Source organism: Polynucleobacter sp. AP-RePozz3-80-G7 (assembly GCF_018882145.1).
Lineage (GTDB): Bacteria > Pseudomonadota > Gammaproteobacteria > Burkholderiales > Burkholderiaceae > Polynucleobacter.
The window spans coordinates 489,285-506,809 of record NZ_JACVPC010000001.1; the positions used below are offsets into that span (position 1 = coordinate 489,285).

The 17,525-nt window shown below is 44.8% G+C and carries 18 protein-coding genes; 12 read left to right on the forward strand and 6 right to left on the reverse strand.

The features are described 5' to 3' along the window. Nucleotides 1–4 precede the first annotated feature (4 nt). From ICE90_RS02655 to ICE90_RS02665, 3 genes are read left to right on the forward strand one after another with little or no spacing between them, the layout of a single operon-like run. Nucleotides 5–1,348, forward strand: coding sequence for a hypothetical protein (locus ICE90_RS02655; protein WP_216190756.1), 1,344 nt, complete (start codon nucleotides 5–7; stop codon nucleotides 1,346–1,348). After that, the gene (locus ICE90_RS02660; protein WP_216190757.1) at nucleotides 1,345–2,247 is read left to right on the forward strand and encodes a DUF6492 family protein; all 903 of its coding nucleotides are present in this window, start codon (nucleotides 1,345–1,347) and stop codon (nucleotides 2,245–2,247) included. The genes ICE90_RS02655 and ICE90_RS02660 overlap by 4 nt, the downstream gene beginning before the upstream one ends. Before the next feature lie 3 nt (nucleotides 2,248–2,250). Then, on the forward strand, nucleotides 2,251–2,979 hold the full coding sequence (locus tag ICE90_RS02665) for a glycosyltransferase family 25 protein (protein WP_216190758.1): 729 nt from the start codon (nucleotides 2,251–2,253) through the stop codon (nucleotides 2,977–2,979). A 28-nt stretch (nucleotides 2,980–3,007) separates the two neighbouring features. Here ICE90_RS02665 and ICE90_RS02670 read toward each other — a convergent pair whose 3' ends face one another. Further along, complete coding sequence (locus ICE90_RS02670) at nucleotides 3,008–3,964, reverse strand: glycosyltransferase family 10 domain-containing protein (protein ID WP_216190759.1); 957 nt, start codon at nucleotides 3,962–3,964, stop codon at nucleotides 3,008–3,010. Nucleotides 3,965–4,126: 162 nt separating this feature from the next. Between ICE90_RS02670 and rfbB the strand changes: the two genes are divergently transcribed. Genes rfbB through waaC form a run of 5 tightly spaced genes read left to right on the forward strand, consistent with a single transcriptional unit; the run spans nucleotide 4,127 to nucleotide 8,831 of the window. Continuing rightward, nucleotides 4,127–5,185 (forward strand): dTDP-glucose 4,6-dehydratase, encoded by a 1,059-nt coding sequence (gene rfbB / locus ICE90_RS02675; RefSeq protein WP_216190760.1) that lies wholly within the window; start codon nucleotides 4,127–4,129, stop codon nucleotides 5,183–5,185. 27 nt (nucleotides 5,186–5,212) lie between these two features. Continuing rightward, nucleotides 5,213–6,187, forward strand: a complete 975-nt coding sequence (rfbD, locus tag ICE90_RS02680) for a dTDP-4-dehydrorhamnose reductase (RefSeq protein ID WP_216190761.1) — start codon at nucleotides 5,213–5,215, stop codon at nucleotides 6,185–6,187. A gap of 44 nt (nucleotides 6,188–6,231) precedes the next feature. Further along, entirely contained in the window at nucleotides 6,232–7,161 is a 930-nt protein-coding gene (gene rfbA / locus ICE90_RS02685) for a glucose-1-phosphate thymidylyltransferase RfbA (RefSeq protein ID WP_216190762.1), read from the forward strand. After that, the gene (gene rfbC, locus ICE90_RS02690) at nucleotides 7,158–7,724 is read left to right on the forward strand and encodes a dTDP-4-dehydrorhamnose 3,5-epimerase (protein ID WP_216190763.1); all 567 of its coding nucleotides are present in this window, start codon (nucleotides 7,158–7,160) and stop codon (nucleotides 7,722–7,724) included. The genes rfbA and rfbC overlap by 4 nt, the downstream gene beginning before the upstream one ends. Before the next feature lie 39 nt (nucleotides 7,725–7,763). After that, on the forward strand, nucleotides 7,764–8,831 hold the full coding sequence (waaC, locus tag ICE90_RS02695; protein WP_216190764.1) for a lipopolysaccharide heptosyltransferase I: 1,068 nt from the start codon (nucleotides 7,764–7,766) through the stop codon (nucleotides 8,829–8,831). Here waaC and ICE90_RS02700 read toward each other — a convergent pair. Further along, complete coding sequence (locus tag ICE90_RS02700; protein WP_216190765.1) at nucleotides 8,828–10,453, reverse strand: TolC family protein; 1,626 nt, start codon at nucleotides 10,451–10,453, stop codon at nucleotides 8,828–8,830. The genes waaC and ICE90_RS02700 overlap by 4 nt on opposite strands. Before the next feature lie 120 nt (nucleotides 10,454–10,573). On the opposite strand from ICE90_RS02700, the gene ICE90_RS02705 reads away from it, so the two are divergent. Genes ICE90_RS02705 through trmB form a run of 4 tightly spaced genes read left to right on the forward strand, consistent with a single transcriptional unit; the run spans nucleotide 10,574 to nucleotide 13,703 of the window. Further along, a complete protein-coding gene (locus ICE90_RS02705; protein WP_215321441.1) occupies nucleotides 10,574–11,419 on the forward strand; it encodes an undecaprenyl-diphosphate phosphatase in 846 nt (281 codons plus the stop codon). Nucleotides 11,420–11,458: 39 nt separating this feature from the next. After that, on the forward strand, nucleotides 11,459–11,923 hold the full coding sequence (locus tag ICE90_RS02710) for a DUF2721 domain-containing protein (protein WP_216190766.1): 465 nt from the start codon (nucleotides 11,459–11,461) through the stop codon (nucleotides 11,921–11,923). Nucleotides 11,924–11,958: 35 nt separating this feature from the next. Then, the gene (locus ICE90_RS02715; RefSeq protein ID WP_216190767.1) at nucleotides 11,959–12,894 is read left to right on the forward strand and encodes a UDP-glucuronic acid decarboxylase family protein; all 936 of its coding nucleotides are present in this window, start codon (nucleotides 11,959–11,961) and stop codon (nucleotides 12,892–12,894) included. Nucleotides 12,895–12,896: 2 nt separating this feature from the next. Then, the gene (gene trmB / locus ICE90_RS02720) at nucleotides 12,897–13,703 is read left to right on the forward strand and encodes a tRNA (guanosine(46)-N7)-methyltransferase TrmB (RefSeq protein ID WP_216190768.1); all 807 of its coding nucleotides are present in this window, start codon (nucleotides 12,897–12,899) and stop codon (nucleotides 13,701–13,703) included. Nucleotides 13,704–13,727: 24 nt separating this feature from the next. Here the strand turns inward: trmB and ICE90_RS02725 are convergent, their stop codons facing one another. The 4 genes from ICE90_RS02725 to ribBA form a co-directional block, all read right to left on the reverse strand. Beyond that, nucleotides 13,728–15,200: an NAD-dependent succinate-semialdehyde dehydrogenase gene (locus tag ICE90_RS02725; RefSeq protein ID WP_216190769.1), complete on the reverse strand. Its 1,473-nt coding sequence runs from the start codon at nucleotides 15,198–15,200 to the stop codon at nucleotides 13,728–13,730. A 110-nt stretch (nucleotides 15,201–15,310) separates the two neighbouring features. Continuing rightward, complete coding sequence (nusB, locus tag ICE90_RS02730) at nucleotides 15,311–15,820, reverse strand: transcription antitermination factor NusB (protein WP_215321446.1); 510 nt, start codon at nucleotides 15,818–15,820, stop codon at nucleotides 15,311–15,313. Nucleotides 15,821–15,825: 5 nt separating this feature from the next. Continuing rightward, complete coding sequence (ribH, locus tag ICE90_RS02735; RefSeq protein ID WP_216190770.1) at nucleotides 15,826–16,341, reverse strand: 6,7-dimethyl-8-ribityllumazine synthase; 516 nt, start codon at nucleotides 16,339–16,341, stop codon at nucleotides 15,826–15,828. A gap of 35 nt (nucleotides 16,342–16,376) precedes the next feature. Then, a complete protein-coding gene (gene ribBA / locus ICE90_RS02740) occupies nucleotides 16,377–17,507 on the reverse strand; it encodes a bifunctional 3,4-dihydroxy-2-butanone-4-phosphate synthase/GTP cyclohydrolase II (RefSeq protein ID WP_216190771.1) in 1,131 nt (376 codons plus the stop codon). Nucleotides 17,508–17,525 lie beyond the last annotated feature (18 nt).

Below are 17,525 nucleotides of genomic sequence, written 5' to 3' on the forward strand. Positions count from 1 at the left end.
AAGCATGCTGTCCAAAAAACGTTGGTTGATTCTGTCGCATGGCTTCAATATGGATGGTCGCGCCTCAAGCCAAACGATTACCGATAAGATTCCTTATTTTCTAGAAGCGGGCATTGAGCCGATTGTCTTTAGCGCTATCACTGGAATTAAAGATCAACGCTTTCCCCATCGCCAATTTTTAGCTTGGGGACCAGCAGCGTTCCGGTTTGATTTTCGTCATTGGATTGCTAATCAATACGGCAGAGGATTTTTCTATAAGGTTTCAACCGGCATTGTTTCTTTGTTGCTTGCCCCGTTTATTGCCTTAGAAAAGTTTATTCTTGGCTATTCCAGTCAATGGTCTTGGTCGATTCCTGCCTACCTTCATGGCCTGTATTTAATTCGATCTGGCAAGGTCGATCTGATTTACTCAACAGGGGGAGCGTGGTCAGCCCATTTGGCGGGTTTATGGCTCAAGAAAAAAACGGGCGCGCCATGGATCGTAGAGATTCATGATCCATTGGTCATTCGTCAGAGTCCAGACGATTCCGGTTTTGAAAAGCCCAGTAATCGCGATGCTCGCTTTAGGCAATATTTAGAAAAGCAAATCTGTAAATATGCGGATTTAGCCTGGTGGTTTACCGATGGTGCCGTACATTATGCGAAAGTACGCAACCCCAATTTAAATACCTTATATAACGCTCATGGTTTTATGGTTCTGCCTGGCGCTGAACCGCCTGGCGGTTCAACTGGTGAGAAAATGCATCAGTATTGTGAATATTTGAATCTGTGCCACTTTGGTTCCTTGGCAAATGATCGCTCTCTTTCCACCATTCTGAATGCCTTAGTCCCGCTATTTAAGAAATATCCTCAAGCAAGAAAGCATATTCGGGTGCATGCCTATGGAGCGCCTCTAGATTCGTTAACTGTGGATGCTCTCAAGAAACTAGCGTTTGACGATGTTTTACTTGCCCACGGACGTTTAGAAAAAGATCCCACTACCGGTAAGTCAGGACGTGAGCGCGTGGTTGAGAAAATGCAGTCAGCGGACGTTTTAATTCTTTTGCATGGCAATGATGAGTGGTGCGCAGAATACATTCCCTCTAAGTTCTATGAGTATCTTTGGACGGGTAGGCCAATTTGGGGTATCACCCATCGCAACCCTCAATTGGATCAAATGTTATTGGAGCGCTCGGCTTACTTGAGCCCTCAAAATGACCCAGAGGCTATCGAGCTTGCTTTAGAGAGAATTTGGTTGGACTGGGAAGGTAAACAGTTGGCAGTACCCAAAGGCGTTCCGATTGGCGTAAATCAAGCTGCATATAGAATACTTTCTGAAGTGCAAGCTAAAACTGAAAGAAGCGCTTGAAAGATATCGTCCTCTATTGCAAATCTTACCGCAGAGACTTTTTGCGTCTTAAGCGCTTGCTTGATTCAATTAATCTATACAACGTCGACCAAATCCCCTTTTATATTTCTACTCCCGCAGATCAATATCAGGAGTTGCAATCGGTTTTGGGAGAAGGCACTGGGTACCAGTGGGTTTCTGATGAGTCGATTATTGCTTCTAATCCTCGAGTACCCGCTGGCATCGAAAAAACGAGATCTGGTAGCTTAAGTCAGCAGGTCATTAAATCTGAGTTTTGGCGTCTTGGTTTAGCTGAGAATTATGTTTGTCTCGATTCGGATTGCGTCTTTATTAAAGATTTCCATCGAGCTGATTTTTTAAGCGCAGATGGCACTCCATACACAGTCATCTATCAAAATAAAGAATTTTTTCAGCTATCGATTAATCGAGGGCATGCAAAGGTTGAAGCCAATCTTCGTAAAGAGGGTGATTGTGTAAAGGCTTTATTTTCTAGGGTAGGTCCAAACTACTATTGCCCATGCCCACCATTTATTTGGTCGGCCAAGGTTTGGCAGTCTTTGGATAGCCAATATCTTGAACCCAGAGGTTTGCATTTCTGGGATATCTCGAATAACGAACATCCAGAGACGCTGTTGTATCTCGAGGCTTTATTGAACTACCGCGCGATTCCTTTGTACCCAATTGAGCAATTATTTAGGATCTACTACTATGATTGGCAATACTATCTGCTGCGCAGAACGGGTGAGTCCGAGAGTAAATTAAAAGCAAATTACTTGGGCGTGATCTATCAATCAAACTGGGATTCTGGAATGGACTTTGGTGGGTCTACTAAGGCATTCCTCTCTCTTGCTCTTCGCCGCATCAAACGTTTCGGCCGCTATTTACAAAGTTACCTTTAATTCATGTCAGCACCTTTAAATATCAAGATTTTTGTTATTTCATTGCAAAGATCACTTGATCGCAGAAAACAGGTTGAGAAAGAAATGCAAAAAATTTCTTTACCCTGGTCTTTTCTGGATGCGATTGATGGCTCTGCTTTGGCATCAAGGCCAATTGAGTACAAGCCAGCTAAAGTGAAAAGACTACAGGGTTATGAATTAACCCCCAATGAGATTGGCTGCTATCTCTCTCATAAAGAGGCATGGAAGCGTTGTGTAAGTGAGAATGCACCCACCCTAGTTTTAGAAGATGATTTTGTTTTAGCGGCCAATTTTGAGAGTGTGCTCAGCACCATTCTTGAGGCAGATGATTGCTGGGATTTCCTCAGGCTGCAGGGTTTATATGAAGTGCCTTACAAGACCTTAGTTGAAAAATCAGGCGTCGCATTCGTTAGAAATGAAGGCGATGCTGTCGGTGCTACCGCATACCTATTAAAGCCAGTGATAGCAAGGCAGTTAATTCAGGATTCTGTAGATATCTATGAGCCCGTTGATCATTTTCTGGAACATCATCAAAAGCATGGCTTGGAATTTTTGGCAATTCGTCCATATCCAGTGGATATTACGCGCGCTAAATCGACTATTGCTGATCGCTCTGAGCGTTCTCCCGTTAAAGGTTTGCACAAGCGATGGAGATCGGTTGCCCGAGCGCTTGATCGGGTGCTGAGTAAAGACCCCTGGTTTCCAAAATAATTAAATCAGAAATATTCATCCCATTTGATTAACTAAGAGCAGTCTGAATAATATCCTTTAGGTAGCCTTTCAGGGGATCAAGTGATGGCTTTTGTAATAGCAAAGGCTGCTCTGCATATTGTGCAAGCTTACTTTTCGAATGCAATATTTGACCTAGTTCAGCAAAGTGATCTGCTGACATTGGCGCTAAATTAATAAATGCTTGCGGATTAAAGTCTACCTTTACATTTTCGTCAGCCCAAGTAATGGGTAGGCATCCCGCCATAAACGCTTCTGGAATTTTCTCGGTGTAGTAACCAGGGTGCATGCCATTTTCGGGGCATAAGTTAAAGGCGAATGCTTGTAATTCATCAAACTTAATCAAGCCACTTTCAGAGTGGTTTTTAATATTTGGATTGAATGATTTTCCAAACTCCACCACCTCGATTTGATTCTTAACGGCATTTAATAGGGTGCCCCTGGGCTCTCTGAGGTGTGAAGCAAATATCGCCGCCTTTTGCGGGCGCATCAGAAAGTCATGACCAAGCGGCTGAAGGAGGCGATTGACATCTAGCAACTTGCCATATCTGGGGTTAGTGTTGCCATTTACTCCCTCTGATGACCAGTCGGCAACTTCCATCCAGTAAGGCATGCGGAAGTGATGGGGGCCAGAAATCCCTAGATCAAAAGTGAGCGCATAGTCATTGGAGACAAAATCATGCCGAAGATTCTCGCCAGTCTGGAAAAGGATTAAAGGTGGTTTATGTGATGTGGGGATAATGGATTGAAGCCCATTATTTAGGCCGGCAACCAAAGGTCTAAGGGGTTTAGGGCACCAGGCCAACTTCTTTTTGCCTAAATGATGAAATGATCCGATGATCATCAAATCACATTGTTTGGGCTCAACCCATTCAATTTGATAGCCGAGGTTATGGCATATGGCAGGTACAAGGCTGGTTTTATAGTCGCTGGGCACCCCTACAGCGGATACTCTGATTGCAGTCATAAATACCTTACTTTCTAGATGCCTAAATGAAGTATTCAATTGTAATAACTACCTTGATAAACGTCTCGAAAACGCTCAAATCCCAGATTGATGAGTTGGTATCATTGAGGTCAGTTGAGCATTTAAAGGCTCTATAACTTCATTCTAGGCTTTGGGGGTTGCATGATTTTAGTGACGGGTGGCGCGGGATTTATCGGCGGTAACTTTGTTTTGGATTGGCTGGCCGATCCGAAGGCAGAAGGAATTGTTAATTTAGATAAGTTAACTTATGCCGGTAATCTGGCGACACTGGATTCTCTTAAGAATGATGCTCGCCACGTATTTGTGCATGGTGATATTGGTGACAAAGAGTTAGTTACCAAATTGTTGAAAGAGCATAAGCCACGTGCCATTGTGAATTTTGCTGCCGAGAGTCATGTGGATCGCTCTATTCATGGGCCGGCGGATTTCGTAGAAACCAATATCGTTGGTACCTTTAATTTGCTAGAGTGCGCTCGTGAGTATTGGAACGGTCTTGAAGGAGGGGCTAAAGAAGGGTTCCGTTTTCATCATGTATCAACTGATGAAGTTTATGGATCCTTATCTTTAACCGATCCAGCATTTACGGAAACAAATTCGTATGAGCCCAATAGCCCGTACTCAGCATCTAAAGCAGCATCCGATCATTTGGTACGTGCCTGGTTTCACACCTATGGGTTCCCAGCAGTAACCACCAATTGTTCTAATAACTATGGCCCTTATCACTTTCCAGAAAAATTAATTCCTTTGGTGATATTAAATGCGCTCAATAGCAAGCCATTACCTATTTATGGTGATGGCCAACAGATTCGCGATTGGCTCTATGTGGGCGACCATTGCTCCGCTATTCGTGAAGTGTTAGCTAAGGGTAAATTGGGTGAGACTTACAACATCGGTGGATGGAATGAAAAGGCTAATATCGATGTGGTAAAAACCATTTGCACTATCTTGGATGAGCTCAAACCTCGTGCCGATGGCAAGCCCTATGTTGATCAAATTACCTACGTAAAAGATCGTCCAGGCCATGATCGCCGTTATGCGATTGATGCCAGTAAGGTACAGCGCGAGTTAGGCTGGAAGCCAGCTGAGACCTTTGATACGGGCATTCGAAAGACGGTCCAGTGGTATCTGGATAACCCTGTTTGGATTGATGGTGTGGTGAGTGGGTCTTATCGCGACTGGTTACAAAAACAATACAACTAACCATAAATACTTAGATTAAATAACTGCGTGAATATTTTAGTTTTCGGAAAAGATGGTCAGCTGGGTAAAGCATTCAAAGCTTTATTTGACCAACTTCCAGTGTCTGCAAATCTACGCGTAACTTATCTCGGTAGGGCAGAGTGCGATCTCGGCAAAAAAGAGGAAGTACTTGTACAACTTAATGCAATTCAGGCAGACCTCATCATTAACGCCTCTGCTTACACGGCAGTCGATAAGGCTGAAACTGAAATAGATTTGGCTTATGAGGTAAATGCCAAGGCACCAGAGCTTATGGCGCAGTATGCTGTGGATAATGACGCTACCCTTCTACACTACTCAACTGACTATGTATTTGATGGCAATAAAGATGGTTTTTACGTTGAGAGTGATCCTCGTAATCCGCTCAGTATTTATGGCAAGAGTAAGGCTGCTGGTGAACAGGCAATTGAGAAAATATTTGCAAATTCTTCAAAAGGTCAATTTGCTATTTTTAGAACCAGTTGGGTTTATGGAGATGGTGGCAATTTCATACGCACGATCTTGCGTTTGGCAAAAGAGCGTGAAGAGTTAAAAGTGATTCATGATCAGCGTGGGGTTCCCACCAGCGCGGAGTGGCTTGCAAAGGTAAGCTTAGATTTGGCGCTAGATTCAGAATGGAAGTTAAAACAGTTTCCATCGGGTATTTATCATGCCGTACCGGCAGGTGAGACTACTTGGCATGGTTTGGCCTCTTTTGTGATTCAGGCCGCTCTTGATGCTGGCATCGAACTAAAGGCTAAGCCAGCCGCCATTAAACCCATTCTGGCTGTTGAATATCCCCTCCCAGCGCCAAGGCCAATGAATTCCCGCATGGATACCCTCAAACTACGCTCCGCCCTGCAAAATCAGGCTTCTAAAGCCTCAAACTCTTATAATGATCCTCAAAATATGCCGAATTTCCCAGCCTGGGATGGCATAGTTCAAGAATATGTATCCAAGCTAGCTTCAAAGGGTTTGATTTAAAAACCCTCATTGGCTTTCTTGGGGTGCTGAAACAGGGGTAATAAATGGCTGTAAATCGCAAAGGCATCATCTTGGCTGGTGGGTCTGGTACCCGTCTCTATCCAGTGACTCAGGCAGTGTCAAAGCAATTAATGCCAGTCTATGACAAGCCAATGGTGTATTACCCATTAAGCACCCTAATGTTGGCTGGTATTCGCGACATTCTCTTAATTTCTACGCCGCAAGATACTCCTCGATTTTCTGAACTATTAGGCGATGGCTCGCAGTGGGGTCTCAATATAGAGTATTGCGTGCAACCCTCACCAGATGGTTTGGCGCAAGCATTCACGCTAGGCAAAAACTTTGTAGGAAATAATCCAAGCGCATTAGTGCTGGGCGACAATATTTTCTATGGCCATGAATTGGTTGATCAACTCAATAGTGCAAACGATCGCACTTTGGGTGCATCTGTATTTGCGTATCACGTGAATGATCCGGAGCGTTATGGCGTAGTAGAGTTTGATAAAGACTACAAAGCGCTGTCGATTGAAGAAAAACCTTTGAAGCCTCGCAGTAACTATGCAGTAACAGGCTTATATTTTTATGACAATCAGGTTTGCGATATTGCTGCCTCGATTAAGCCCAGCGCTCGTGGTGAACTCGAGATTACAGATGTCAACCGTGTCTATCTTGAAAAGAATGAGCTGAATGTCGAGATTATGGGTCGTGGATTTGCTTGGTTGGATACTGGAACGCATGATTCTCTGTTAGATGCGGCAGGTTTCATTGCCACTCTACAAAAGCGTCAAGGCTTGATGGTGGCCTGTCCTGAAGAAATTGCTTATCGCCAAGGTTGGATTAGCGCTGAAGTGGTACAGAAGGTTGCTGCACAGTTAAGCAAGAATAGTTATGGTCATTACTTGGGTAAGATTTTGAACGAGCTCAATAACTCAGCTCAACCCATTTCACTTTCTGCCAAGAAGGTTCCTAAATGAGCATTTCTTCTAAGTTGCAGTTAACACCTACTGCGATTCATGATGTTTATATTGTGGAGCCCAAAGTATTTGGTGATGAGCGTGGATGGTTTACTGAGTCATTTAATGCGGAGGACTTCGCTAAAGCGACTGGGCTGGATATTCAGTTTGTGCAAGACAACCATTCCTTTTCTCGTCAGTGGACATTACGTGGCTTGCATTATCAAATAGAGAAGACTCAAGGTAAATTAGTACGAGTCGTGGCTGGTAGCGTATTTGATGTGGCTGTCGATATTCGTAAGGATTCACCAACTTACGGTAAATGGGTTGGTGTTGAATTGAGCGCAGAAAACCACAAGCAATTGTGGATTCCTGCTCAATTGGCTCATGGCTTTTTGGTACTCTCACCAACAGCCCAATTTCTGTACAAAACGACGGATTATTACCATCCACAGAGCGAAGCCTGCCTTGATTGGAATGATGCAAGCGTTGGAATCGAGTGGCCATTGCCTACCGGTGTTCAGCCTAATATGAATGCCAAGGATGCGGCTGGCCTTTCATGGGATGCAGCACCCAAGTTCTAGTCACCTTGGACAATTTCAAAAAGATAAGATAATCGTTACATGAGCGATTTATTCTCGACCTACTCAAAGGGTCTCCCGTCCAATCCCAAGATTTTGTTGGTAAAGCTTTCCTCCTTAGGGGATGTGCTGCACAACTTACCGATTGTTTGGGATCTTCGTAGACGTTTGCCTCATGCGCAAATTGATTGGGTAGTTGAAGAGGGTTATGTTCATTTGCTTGAACCACTTCTCAGTAAAAATGGCTTTAGCGGAATTGATCGCATCATTCCATTTGGTTTACGTCGCTGGAAAAAGAATTTATTTAAGCTCTCTACTTGGCAGCAGTTTTTTGCATTCAAAAAAGAGCTTCAGGCAACTTCTTACGATGTGATTATTGAGACTCAGGGCCTGCTTAAATCAGCCATTGTTTGTGCTCTAGCTAAAAAGAGTTCAAACGCTGTGATTTCAGGGCTCGCCAATGCAACAGAATTTTCTGGGTATGAGCCGATTGCCCGATTGTTTTATAACCAAGCTGTGCAGGTCCCAACACAATGTCATGCAGTAGATCGTTCGCGCTGGGTTACGTGCTCGGCTTTTGATTGGCCCTTGGTTGATCGCACTATTGCGCCTCAGTTTTATCCAAAGGATTACGTTGATTCTCTGAGCGTCAATTCAGGTGAGGTCTTAAAAGAATTAAAGTCACCTTATGTTTTGTGTTTTCATTCGACTGCTAGACAAGCTAAGCGTTGGTCCAATGAACATTGGATTTCTTTGGGCAATGAGCTAGCTAGTAGTGGTTATCAGATTGTGCTCCCCTGGGGCAATGCGGCCGAGCAAGCTGTGAGCAAGGAAATTGCTTTGCACGTTCCGAATGCCTTGGTGCCACCAGCATTTTCAATTCAGGAAGCTTTTTCGGTGATCGCAGGTGCCGCACTGACAGTGGGTGTTGATACGGGCCTCACACATCTTGCAGCTGTTTTAGGTAAACCTACAGTAGAAATTTATTGTGATTCACCAAGATGGAAGACCGAAGGTTACTGGTCTAACAATATTCGCAATGTGGGTGATATTCAATCGCCGCCACAGGTGGCAGAAGTCATTGAAGCTTCTTTAAGTTTGCTGAATTAACGCAATAAAGAATTAATTGCGATTAAATCCTCGTCAGACAAGGTTGAGGCACTTGCTTTAAGCTTGAGCGCATTTAAAACTGTGCTGTAGCGCGCTTGTTGTAACTGAGAGCGTGTGGTAAATAAGGTATCGACCGCAATCAATACGTCGATATTAATTAAGGTCCCAACCTGAAAGCCTAGGCGGCTTGATTCCACAGCAGATTCTGCAGATCTCTCAGCAGCTTCATAGGCTTTAACGCTGGCTAAACCACCATAGAAGCCAGTGAACGCAGCACGCGTATTTTGAGCCGCAGTACGTCTCGCATTGTCATAATTGGCTTTTGCTGTATCTACTAATGCAGCATTCTGTCGAATGACGGAGCTATTGAACCCGCCTGACACCAATGGAATGGTCATCTGTAAGGCAAGGGTATTGTTATAAACATTGGTCTGTGAAGGCGAGTAATTATTTGGCGTGCCGTTGGAGGTGTTATAGCCGGAGGTGCCCACTAAATTGACTGAGGGATAGTTCAAGGCCTGAGCGGCGCGATAAGTACTTTCGGATAAGGTCACTGATAACTGGCTTGCTAATACCTTGAAATTTGCAGCTTCTGTTTGATTAATCCAGTCATCTAAAGTTTGGCCAGGTGGCAGTATCGGATTGACGTTATCCACCAGCGGAGCACTTTTGTTTTCTTTGCTTTTGCTACGCGGATCTTTCAGTACACCATCAATTTTGGCTGCTTTAACCAAGGGTTTGAGTGGACCAACTGGGTGGCCTACTAATTGCTCCAGAACCCCCTTTTTTACAACTAAATCTGCTTGCGCAGCAATTTCTTGGGAGGTAGTAAGGTCGTAGCTAGCTTGGGCTGTATTGACATCCACAATAGTTGCAAGGCCTGCGTCAAACTTGGCTTGAGCAATATCTAGCTGTTGCTTAATCAGATCCTTCTTATTGCGATAGAGCGCTACATTGTCTTGGCTTGTCAGTGCATCAAAGTAAGCTTGTGAAACTCTCAGAATAAGATCTTGCTGCGCCTGAAAGAAATTCATATCAGCAATCTTGGTATTCAGATCACCTTGCTTAAAAGCCTCGAGGGCTGCTACGTTAAAAACAGGCTGTGTGAGAGTGACGGTATAGCTTTTTTGATCAAATACACGAGAGTTGCCTGCACCTGTTGAGACTACTGTTGTCCCAGCTCCATGTTGATAGTAGCGTGTACCACCAGGCGTTGCATTCGCTTGCGGGAGCAATAGAGAGAGGCCTTGCCAGTAGAGTTCTTTGCTGGCTTGATAGTTAAAGCGTGCAGCATTCAACACCGGATCACTAAATGCAGCATCTTGATAGAGTTGAATGAGGTCGTTAAATTGAGTCTTGTTATCGCTAGACTTGCTATTTCCCAGGTAGGATGGAGTTGCGTTATCCGGTAATGCGGTTTTATTGGGTAGCGGGGCTATCTGTGGTGGTTGCTCCAGCCCAATCAGGGTAGATGCACTCATGGGGGTGGGCAAGGCAGGTCTTGCGGCGGAAGTGGGGCTTTGGGCTAATGCCTGAAATGACCATGTGCCAAGACCGAGTGATTGACTTAGGATCAAACCAAAGGCGGTAAGTCGAGAAAGTCTAAAGCGGGATGGGGTCATGTAATTCAGATACTTTTCAATGTGCCATGCAGTTTAAGGCTAATTTATTCAAAATGCTTATTTAGACACTATTTTGCCAAATCCTCTGAGTTGTCTCTATATACCTATAAAATTTGGTCTATGGATCTAATCTTGTTACTAAAAGCAGTCATTCTGGGGGTGGTCGAGGGATTAACGGAGTTTTTGCCGATATCCAGTACCGGGCATCTGATATTGGTCGGAGATTTGCTCGACTTTAATAATGATCAAGGCAAAGCCTTTGAGGTCATTATTCAGTTTGGCGCCATTTTGGCGGTTTGCTGGGAGTTTCGTCAAAAGCTCATCAAAGTTGCTACCTCTTTTACCGGTAGCGCTATTGCGCGACGCTTTGTATTCAATCTCTTGATTGCCTCAATTCCGGCTATGGGTCTGGGATTCTTATTTGGCAAGCATATTAAGGCAGTGTTGTTTTCCCCGATTCCAGTAGCTGGCGCATTCATTGTGGGGGCACTCATTATTTTTTGGGCAGAACGTCGCCAACAAAACCGGGCCGATGTATCTAGTCACATTAAATCAGTAGATGACCTCACTCCTTTGGATGCACTCAAAGTCGGATTGGCGCAATGTGCTGCATTGATTCCGGGGACATCGCGTTCGGGTGCAACCATTATTGGCGGTATGTTGTTTGGACTGCCTCGTGCTGTAGCAACGGAGTTTTCATTCTTCTTGGCCATCCCAGTCATTGGCGGTGCCACTGCTTATGAGCTCCTTAAGCTCTGGAAAGCGCCGGTAGCCTTCTCTGGAGAATTTACTCTCGCTACTATTGTGGGTTTTATTGCTGCGTTTATTTCAGCATTTGTTTGTGTGCGTTGGTTAATTCATTATGTAGCTCACCATAACTTCATTCCGTTTGCCTGGTATCGCATCGCATTTGGATTGCTAGTGTTATTTACTGCTTACAGCGGGTTGATTGCTTGGTCTCACTGATCTAACCAACGTCCTTCATCAAAATAAACGGAATTAAATATGGATGTATCAATAGACGCAATTACTAATAATATTCAGCTGGCACTTGCCCCTGTATTTTTACTAACGGCTGTAGCAACTTTGATTAATGCGATTTCAGGACGCTTAGCCCGCTCGGTCGACCGTATGCGTGCAATCCGACACTCCATTAATCTGGGTGAGGTAAAAGATGCGGCAATACTGCGGCACATGAATAAAGAGGCTGATGAGGCCCAAATTAGAGGCCGCCTTTGTACCGCTGCCATCTTTTTTGATGTCCTCAGTGGCGTGTTTATTTCCTTAACAGTGCTCGAATTATTCTTCTTTCAGGCGGGCGCGGTGCGTTCTTTACAGACGTCTTATGTCATTTGGACATTTGTACTGGGCCTCATCTTTTTTATGACATCTTTATCCATTGTTCTGGCAGAGGTTGTTTATGCCTATCGCTCAGCGGGTTGGAATACCCCAAAAAAGACTAATAGCTAACGCATTTAAATATCCTTTTTTAAAAAAGACTAACTATGAACAAAATCCTCATCACCGGCGGCGCTGGCTTTTTGGGATCTCACTTAACTGAGAAACTCCTCAAAGAGGGTCATGATGTTTTGGTTGTTGATAACTATTTCACAGGCACTAAAGAGAACTTAGCGCATTTATTACCTAATTCTCGTTTAGAACTTATGCGTCATGATGTCACCTTTCCGCTCTATGTGGAAACGGATCAAATCTACAACCTTGCTTGCCCAGCATCTCCGGTGCACTATCAATACGACCCAGTACAAACCACCAAAACGAGTGTGCATGGCGCCATTAATATGCTCGGACTTGCCAAAAGAACCAGAGCCCGTATCTTGCAAGCATCAACTAGTGAGGTATATGGCGACCCCGAAGTCCATCCACAGCCAGAAGAGTACTGGGGTAAGGTTAATCCGATTGGTATTCGCTCTTGCTATGACGAAGGCAAACGCTGTGCTGAAACCCTGTTCTTTGATTATTATCGTCAGCACAACTTAGACATCAAGGTCGTACGCATCTTTAATACCTATGGCCCACGCATGCACCCCAATGATGGCCGTGTAGTGAGTAACTTCATTGTTCAAGCATTGCAAGGCAAAGACATCACGATTTATGGTGATGGTCAGCAAACCAGAAGTTTTTGCTATGTTGATGACTTAATCGATGCCATGGTCAAAATGATGAACTCAGAACAAGGCTTCACGGGACCCGTAAACATTGGCAACCCAGGTGAGTTCACTATGCTTCAATTAGCTGAGACGATTCTGAAATTATCAGGTAGTAAATCTAAGATCGTTTATCAGTCACTACCTTCGGATGATCCTAAGCAGCGCCAGCCCAATATCGAATTAGCAAAAGCTAAGCTCGGTTGGCAGCCTAAGGTCAACTTAGAAGATGGTCTTAAAGAGACGATTGCTTACTTTAAGAAAGTTGTGGGCTAGTAGTGGTTGAAAATAGCACTGTATCTGGGAAACGCTTTGATGAGCGAATTCGCTCCTTTGTTTTAAGGGCTGGAAGAACTACCGCTGGTCAACAACGCGCAATTGAGGAATTAGGCCCTCAGTTTTTACTGCCTTATCAAGCGTCTAATCTCAATTTGATCGAAGCATTTAACGGCTCAACTAAACCAAAGATATTGGAAATTGGTTTTGGCATGGGTGAGACGACTGCCAAGATTGCAGATCTCAGAACAGAAGATGATTTTTTAGCAATTGAAGTTCATCCCCCTGGCGTTGGTGCCTTGCTTAAGCTCATTGGCGAAAACAATCTTACCAATCTCAGGCTAATACGTCATGATGCTGTTGAGGTTTTAGAGAACATGCTTGCACCAAATTCTTTGGATGGGATTCATATTTACTTTGCTGATCCTTGGCATAAGAAGCGTCATCACAAACGTCGTTTAATCCAGGCTGAGTTCGTAAAGCTTTTGGTTTCCAGATTAAAGCCTGGTGCTTATTTGCATCTAGCAACCGATTGGCACAACTATGCTGAGCAAATGCTCTTGGTTCTGAATGCTGAAACTACTTTAGAAAATACTTCTCGCGAATTAATGAAAGTAGAAACTTTCACCGCTGACGATATTGCTAAGCCTGGTGAGGTTTACAATGAATTCAAGCCCACTCCTGAACAGCTCAATGCCGAGCATCAGGGTTATGTTGTGCGCCCAGACTATCGCCCAGTAACGAAGTTTGAAAACCGTGGCATCAAGCTGGGCCACGGTGTTTGGGACTTGGTTTACAGGAAAAAATAAACCAAGAGCATTAAATACTGAAGCTTATAAGCCTACGCAGACGTATTTCATCTCAAGGTATTCATCCATTCCGTAGGCGCTGCCTTCACGTCCCAGTCCGGATTGCTTGATACCGCCAAAGGGAGCAACCTCGTTAGAGATTAATCCAGTATTGACGCCTACCATGCCGTATTCCAAGGCTTCAGCCACTTTCCACACGCGACCAATATCACGACTATAAAAATACGATGCTAGGCCAAATTGACTACTATTGGCTAACTTTATGACTTCTTCATCACTCTCAAAAGGAATGATCGGCGCTATCGGGCCAAAGGTCTCTTCATAAGTAATCAACATTTGACTATTTACGTTGGCTAAAATAGTTGGCTCATAAAAGTTCTTACCTTCAATAGATTGCTTACCACCAGTGATCAGCTTGGCGCCTTTACTTAATGCATCAGCAACATGCTTTTGTACTTTTTCAAGGGCGGCAGTTTCAATTAAAGGGCCTTGAGTAATGCCCGCCTCCATCCCATTGCCCACTTTAATGGCGGAAAGTGCCTTGGCAAACTTTTCGACAAACTGATCATGCACCTTTTTATGAACATAAAAACGGTTTGCGCATACACAAGTTTGCCCAGAGTTTCTAAATTTAGAAGCCATAGCGCCACTGACTGCAGCATCGATATCTGCATCTTCAAAGACGATAAACGGTGCGTGTCCACCCAACTCAAGGGCAAGCTTCTTAACGGTGGGGGCGCATTGCTCCATCAGGATTCGGCCCACTTCTGTGGATCCTGTGAAAGATAAATGGCGCACTGTTGGTGAGGAGCAAAGTGTTTTACCAACCACAATAGATTGAGTTGCATCAGCGGTCACGATATTAATTACCCCATCCGGAATGCCGGCGCGCTTCGCAAGTTCAGCTAGGGCTAAGGCAGATAGTGGTGTTAATTCAGCGGGCTTAATCACGATGGTGCATCCTGCCGCTAATGCAGGTGCAATCTTGCGCGTGATCATCGCAATCGGAAAGTTCCATGGCGTAATAGCTACGCATACACCAATCGGCTGCTTTAAGACCATGAGGCGCTTGTCACTCCAGGTCGTTCCCAGAATGGAGCCTTCTACACGTTTCGCTTCTTCAGCAAACCACTCTACAAATGAGGCGCCATAAACCACTTCACCAGCAGCTTCACTGAGAGGCTTGCCTTGCTCAAGCGTCATGAGCTTTGCAAGATCTTGTGTATTTTCAATAATGAGGTCAAACCACTTGCGCATGATGTGCGCCCGCTCTTTGGCTAATTTGCTGCGCCATGCTGGAAGTGCTTTTTCAGCTGCGGAGATAGCGAGCTCGGCATCTTTGGTTTCTAGATTGGCTACCGTTGCAATGGTCTCATCGGTGGCGGGATTGGAAACGGCAAAGGTATTTGCGGAGCCAATCCATTGACCATCAATAAAAGCCTCTTCTCTAAAGAGACTGGAATCTTTCAGTTGACTACGAATGTCTACTTTTTGCATGTTGTCTGACCTTGGTATAGATGTAGGTCATTTTATCCCTCAATAAATAAAATAGCCTCCAAGCTTTAAGGGCCTGAAGGCTGGATGCTTTACCACTGGTTAGGAAGTGTTTAGCCTGCCTGAGTCTCGGTAGCGCGGAGCTTCTGGGCGAGTAGATCTAATACGCCATTGACATATTTATGGCCGTCTGTGCCGCCAAAGGTTTTGGCAAGCTCGACTGCTTCGTTGATTGCTACTTTATAAGGCACGGAAAGGTCGACAGCTAGCTCATAGGCGCCAATCAGTAAAGCGGCATGCTCAACTGGTGAGAGCTCATTAATTGGGCGATCTAGCGCCGGAGTAATAATGGCCTCCAACTCATCAGTGCGAGCCAGTACACCATCAAAAATACCTTGAAAAAGCTCGAGTTGGCAGCGACGGAACGCGGGATCTTCAGCAAGCTGCTTAGCAATGGCAGCACCATTGGGAATGCTGCCAGCACGACGCATGACTAGGCTTTGATAAACGCCTTGGAGGGCATATTCACGAGCGCGACGACGTGGTGTTAATGAGCGCTTTGGAGCTGGCTTCACTTCCTTACTAGCTTGTGGGTTCAGTGGGTTTTGGCTAGATGTGGTCATGCGAATTATTCTTCTTCACTCGAGTTGATTTCGATATCAATATCAGGAGTTAATGCCAAGGCTAAATTTGCCATCTCCACTACTGCTTGAGCACATTCTGCGCCTTTTACTTGAACACGGACTTGAGCTTGCTCATCAGTGTCGCAAGTGAGTACGCCATTGGCGATTGGTAATCCAGAGTCAATTGAGATACGAGTGATGCCGGCAGCGGATTCATTGGATACTAATTCGAAGTGATAGGTCTCACCGCGGATAACAGCACCTAGGGCCACTAAGCCATCAAACTCACCAGTCTCTGCCATTTTTTGGAGGGCAAACGGAATTTCTAGTGCGCCAGGAACGGTAACCAATTTAATATCTGCTTGAGAAACCCCAAGAGAAATCAATTCATTGATGCAGGCATTAGTTAAGGCAACACAATGATCCTCATTAAAGCGGGCTTGCACAACACCAATGCGGAGATCTTGACCGTTGAGATCAGCTTCTAATACACCTACAAAATCATTAGTGGAACTCGTCATATCAATCTTTAAAAATATTTAGGCTTTAATGGAATTTAAGAAGTGTACGGCTTGTAACCCGTAACTTCGAGCTTATAACCAGATAGGCTAGGCACAGGGCTTGGATTTGCAAGCAAGCACATTTTGCCAACGCCGATATCTTTCAAGATTTGGGCGCCGATACCGTAGCTTCTGAAATCAGTTTTTCTGGTCAACGGTTTCTTGGCTTCTTCATGGGATTGATTCAGTTTTTGGAACTGTGCCAACCAATCTTGGTCGTTCGGAGCAGCGATCCCAGAGGCATTGAGGAGTACCGCAACGCCAGTAGGGGCAGAAGCAAGTTCTTCCAACGCTTTGGCTAGCGGCCATGAATGGGTGCTGACGTTGGAGTCCAGGAAATCCAAAACAGTGACCGGCTCATGCACGCGCACTAAGGTTTCTTGAGCTTCAGAAGGCTTGCCATGCACTAATGCAATATGAATGCATGAGCTAGGAGTATCGCGATAAACAATCCCTTGGAATTTTCCCCAAGGGGTAATGAATTCACGAGTACCTTCACGAACCACAATACTTTCATGTTGGCTACGGTATTGAATGAGATCTGCAATGCTGCCAATTTTTAATTGATGCTCTTTTGCAAATTCCAAAAGATCTGGAAGACGTGCCATGCTGCCATCGTCTTTCATAATTTCACAAATCACGGAAGTCGGTGAGCATCCAGCCATTGCTGCTAAGTCGCAGCCCGCTTCAGTATGTCCTGAGCGAATAAGTACACCACCAGGCTGTGCCATCAATGGAAAAATATGGCCAGGCTGAACTAAATCACTGGGCTTGGCGTTTGGTGCCACGGCAGTTTTAATTGTAAGTGCGCGATCAGCTGCTGAAATACCAGTAGTCACTCCGCTGGCTGCTTCAATAGAGACTGTGAAATTCGTTCCCATTGATGTGCCGTTATCACGAACCATCAAAGGAAGATTCAGTTGTTGGCAACGCTCGCGTGTCAGGGTTAAGCAAATCAATCCACGGCCATGTTTTGCCATGAAATTCACGGCCTCAGCTGTAACGTGATCGGCGGCCAGAACTAAATCGCCCTCGTTTTCACGATCTTCTTCATCGACGAGGATCACCATTTTGCCGGCGCTAAGCTCAGCAATAATTTCTTCGGTGGAGGCAAGGGTATTTGGCATAGCCCTCTATTTTAAGCT

Excerpts from the sequence above, each read along its gene's own strand:
- ICE90_RS02655 (WP_216190756.1), top strand. The coding sequence starts at position 5 with ATGCTGTCCAAAAAACGTTGGTTGATTCTGTCGCATGGCTTCAATATG.
- ICE90_RS02665 (WP_216190758.1), top strand. The coding sequence starts at position 2,251 with ATGTCAGCACCTTTAAATATCAAGATTTTTGTTATTTCATTGCAAAGA.
- ICE90_RS02670 (WP_216190759.1), bottom strand. The coding sequence starts at position 3,964 with ATGACTGCAATCAGAGTATCCGCTGTAGGGGTGCCCAGCGACTATAAA.
- rfbB (WP_216190760.1), top strand. The coding sequence starts at position 4,127 with ATGATTTTAGTGACGGGTGGCGCGGGATTTATCGGCGGTAACTTTGTT.
- rfbA (WP_216190762.1), top strand. The coding sequence starts at position 6,232 with ATGGCTGTAAATCGCAAAGGCATCATCTTGGCTGGTGGGTCTGGTACC.
- rfbC (WP_216190763.1), top strand. The coding sequence starts at position 7,158 with ATGAGCATTTCTTCTAAGTTGCAGTTAACACCTACTGCGATTCATGAT.
- waaC (WP_216190764.1), top strand. The coding sequence starts at position 7,764 with ATGAGCGATTTATTCTCGACCTACTCAAAGGGTCTCCCGTCCAATCCC.
- ICE90_RS02700 (WP_216190765.1), bottom strand. The coding sequence starts at position 10,453 with ATGACCCCATCCCGCTTTAGACTTTCTCGACTTACCGCCTTTGGTTTG.
- ICE90_RS02705 (WP_215321441.1), top strand. The coding sequence starts at position 10,574 with ATGGATCTAATCTTGTTACTAAAAGCAGTCATTCTGGGGGTGGTCGAG.
- ICE90_RS02710 (WP_216190766.1), top strand. The coding sequence starts at position 11,459 with ATGGATGTATCAATAGACGCAATTACTAATAATATTCAGCTGGCACTT.
- ICE90_RS02715 (WP_216190767.1), top strand. The coding sequence starts at position 11,959 with ATGAACAAAATCCTCATCACCGGCGGCGCTGGCTTTTTGGGATCTCAC.
- ICE90_RS02725 (WP_216190769.1), bottom strand. The coding sequence starts at position 15,200 with ATGCAAAAAGTAGACATTCGTAGTCAACTGAAAGATTCCAGTCTCTTT.
- nusB (WP_215321446.1), bottom strand. The coding sequence starts at position 15,820 with ATGACCACATCTAGCCAAAACCCACTGAACCCACAAGCTAGTAAGGAA.
- ribH (WP_216190770.1), bottom strand. The coding sequence starts at position 16,341 with ATGACGAGTTCCACTAATGATTTTGTAGGTGTATTAGAAGCTGATCTC.
- ribBA (WP_216190771.1), bottom strand. The coding sequence starts at position 17,507 with ATGCCAAATACCCTTGCCTCCACCGAAGAAATTATTGCTGAGCTTAGC.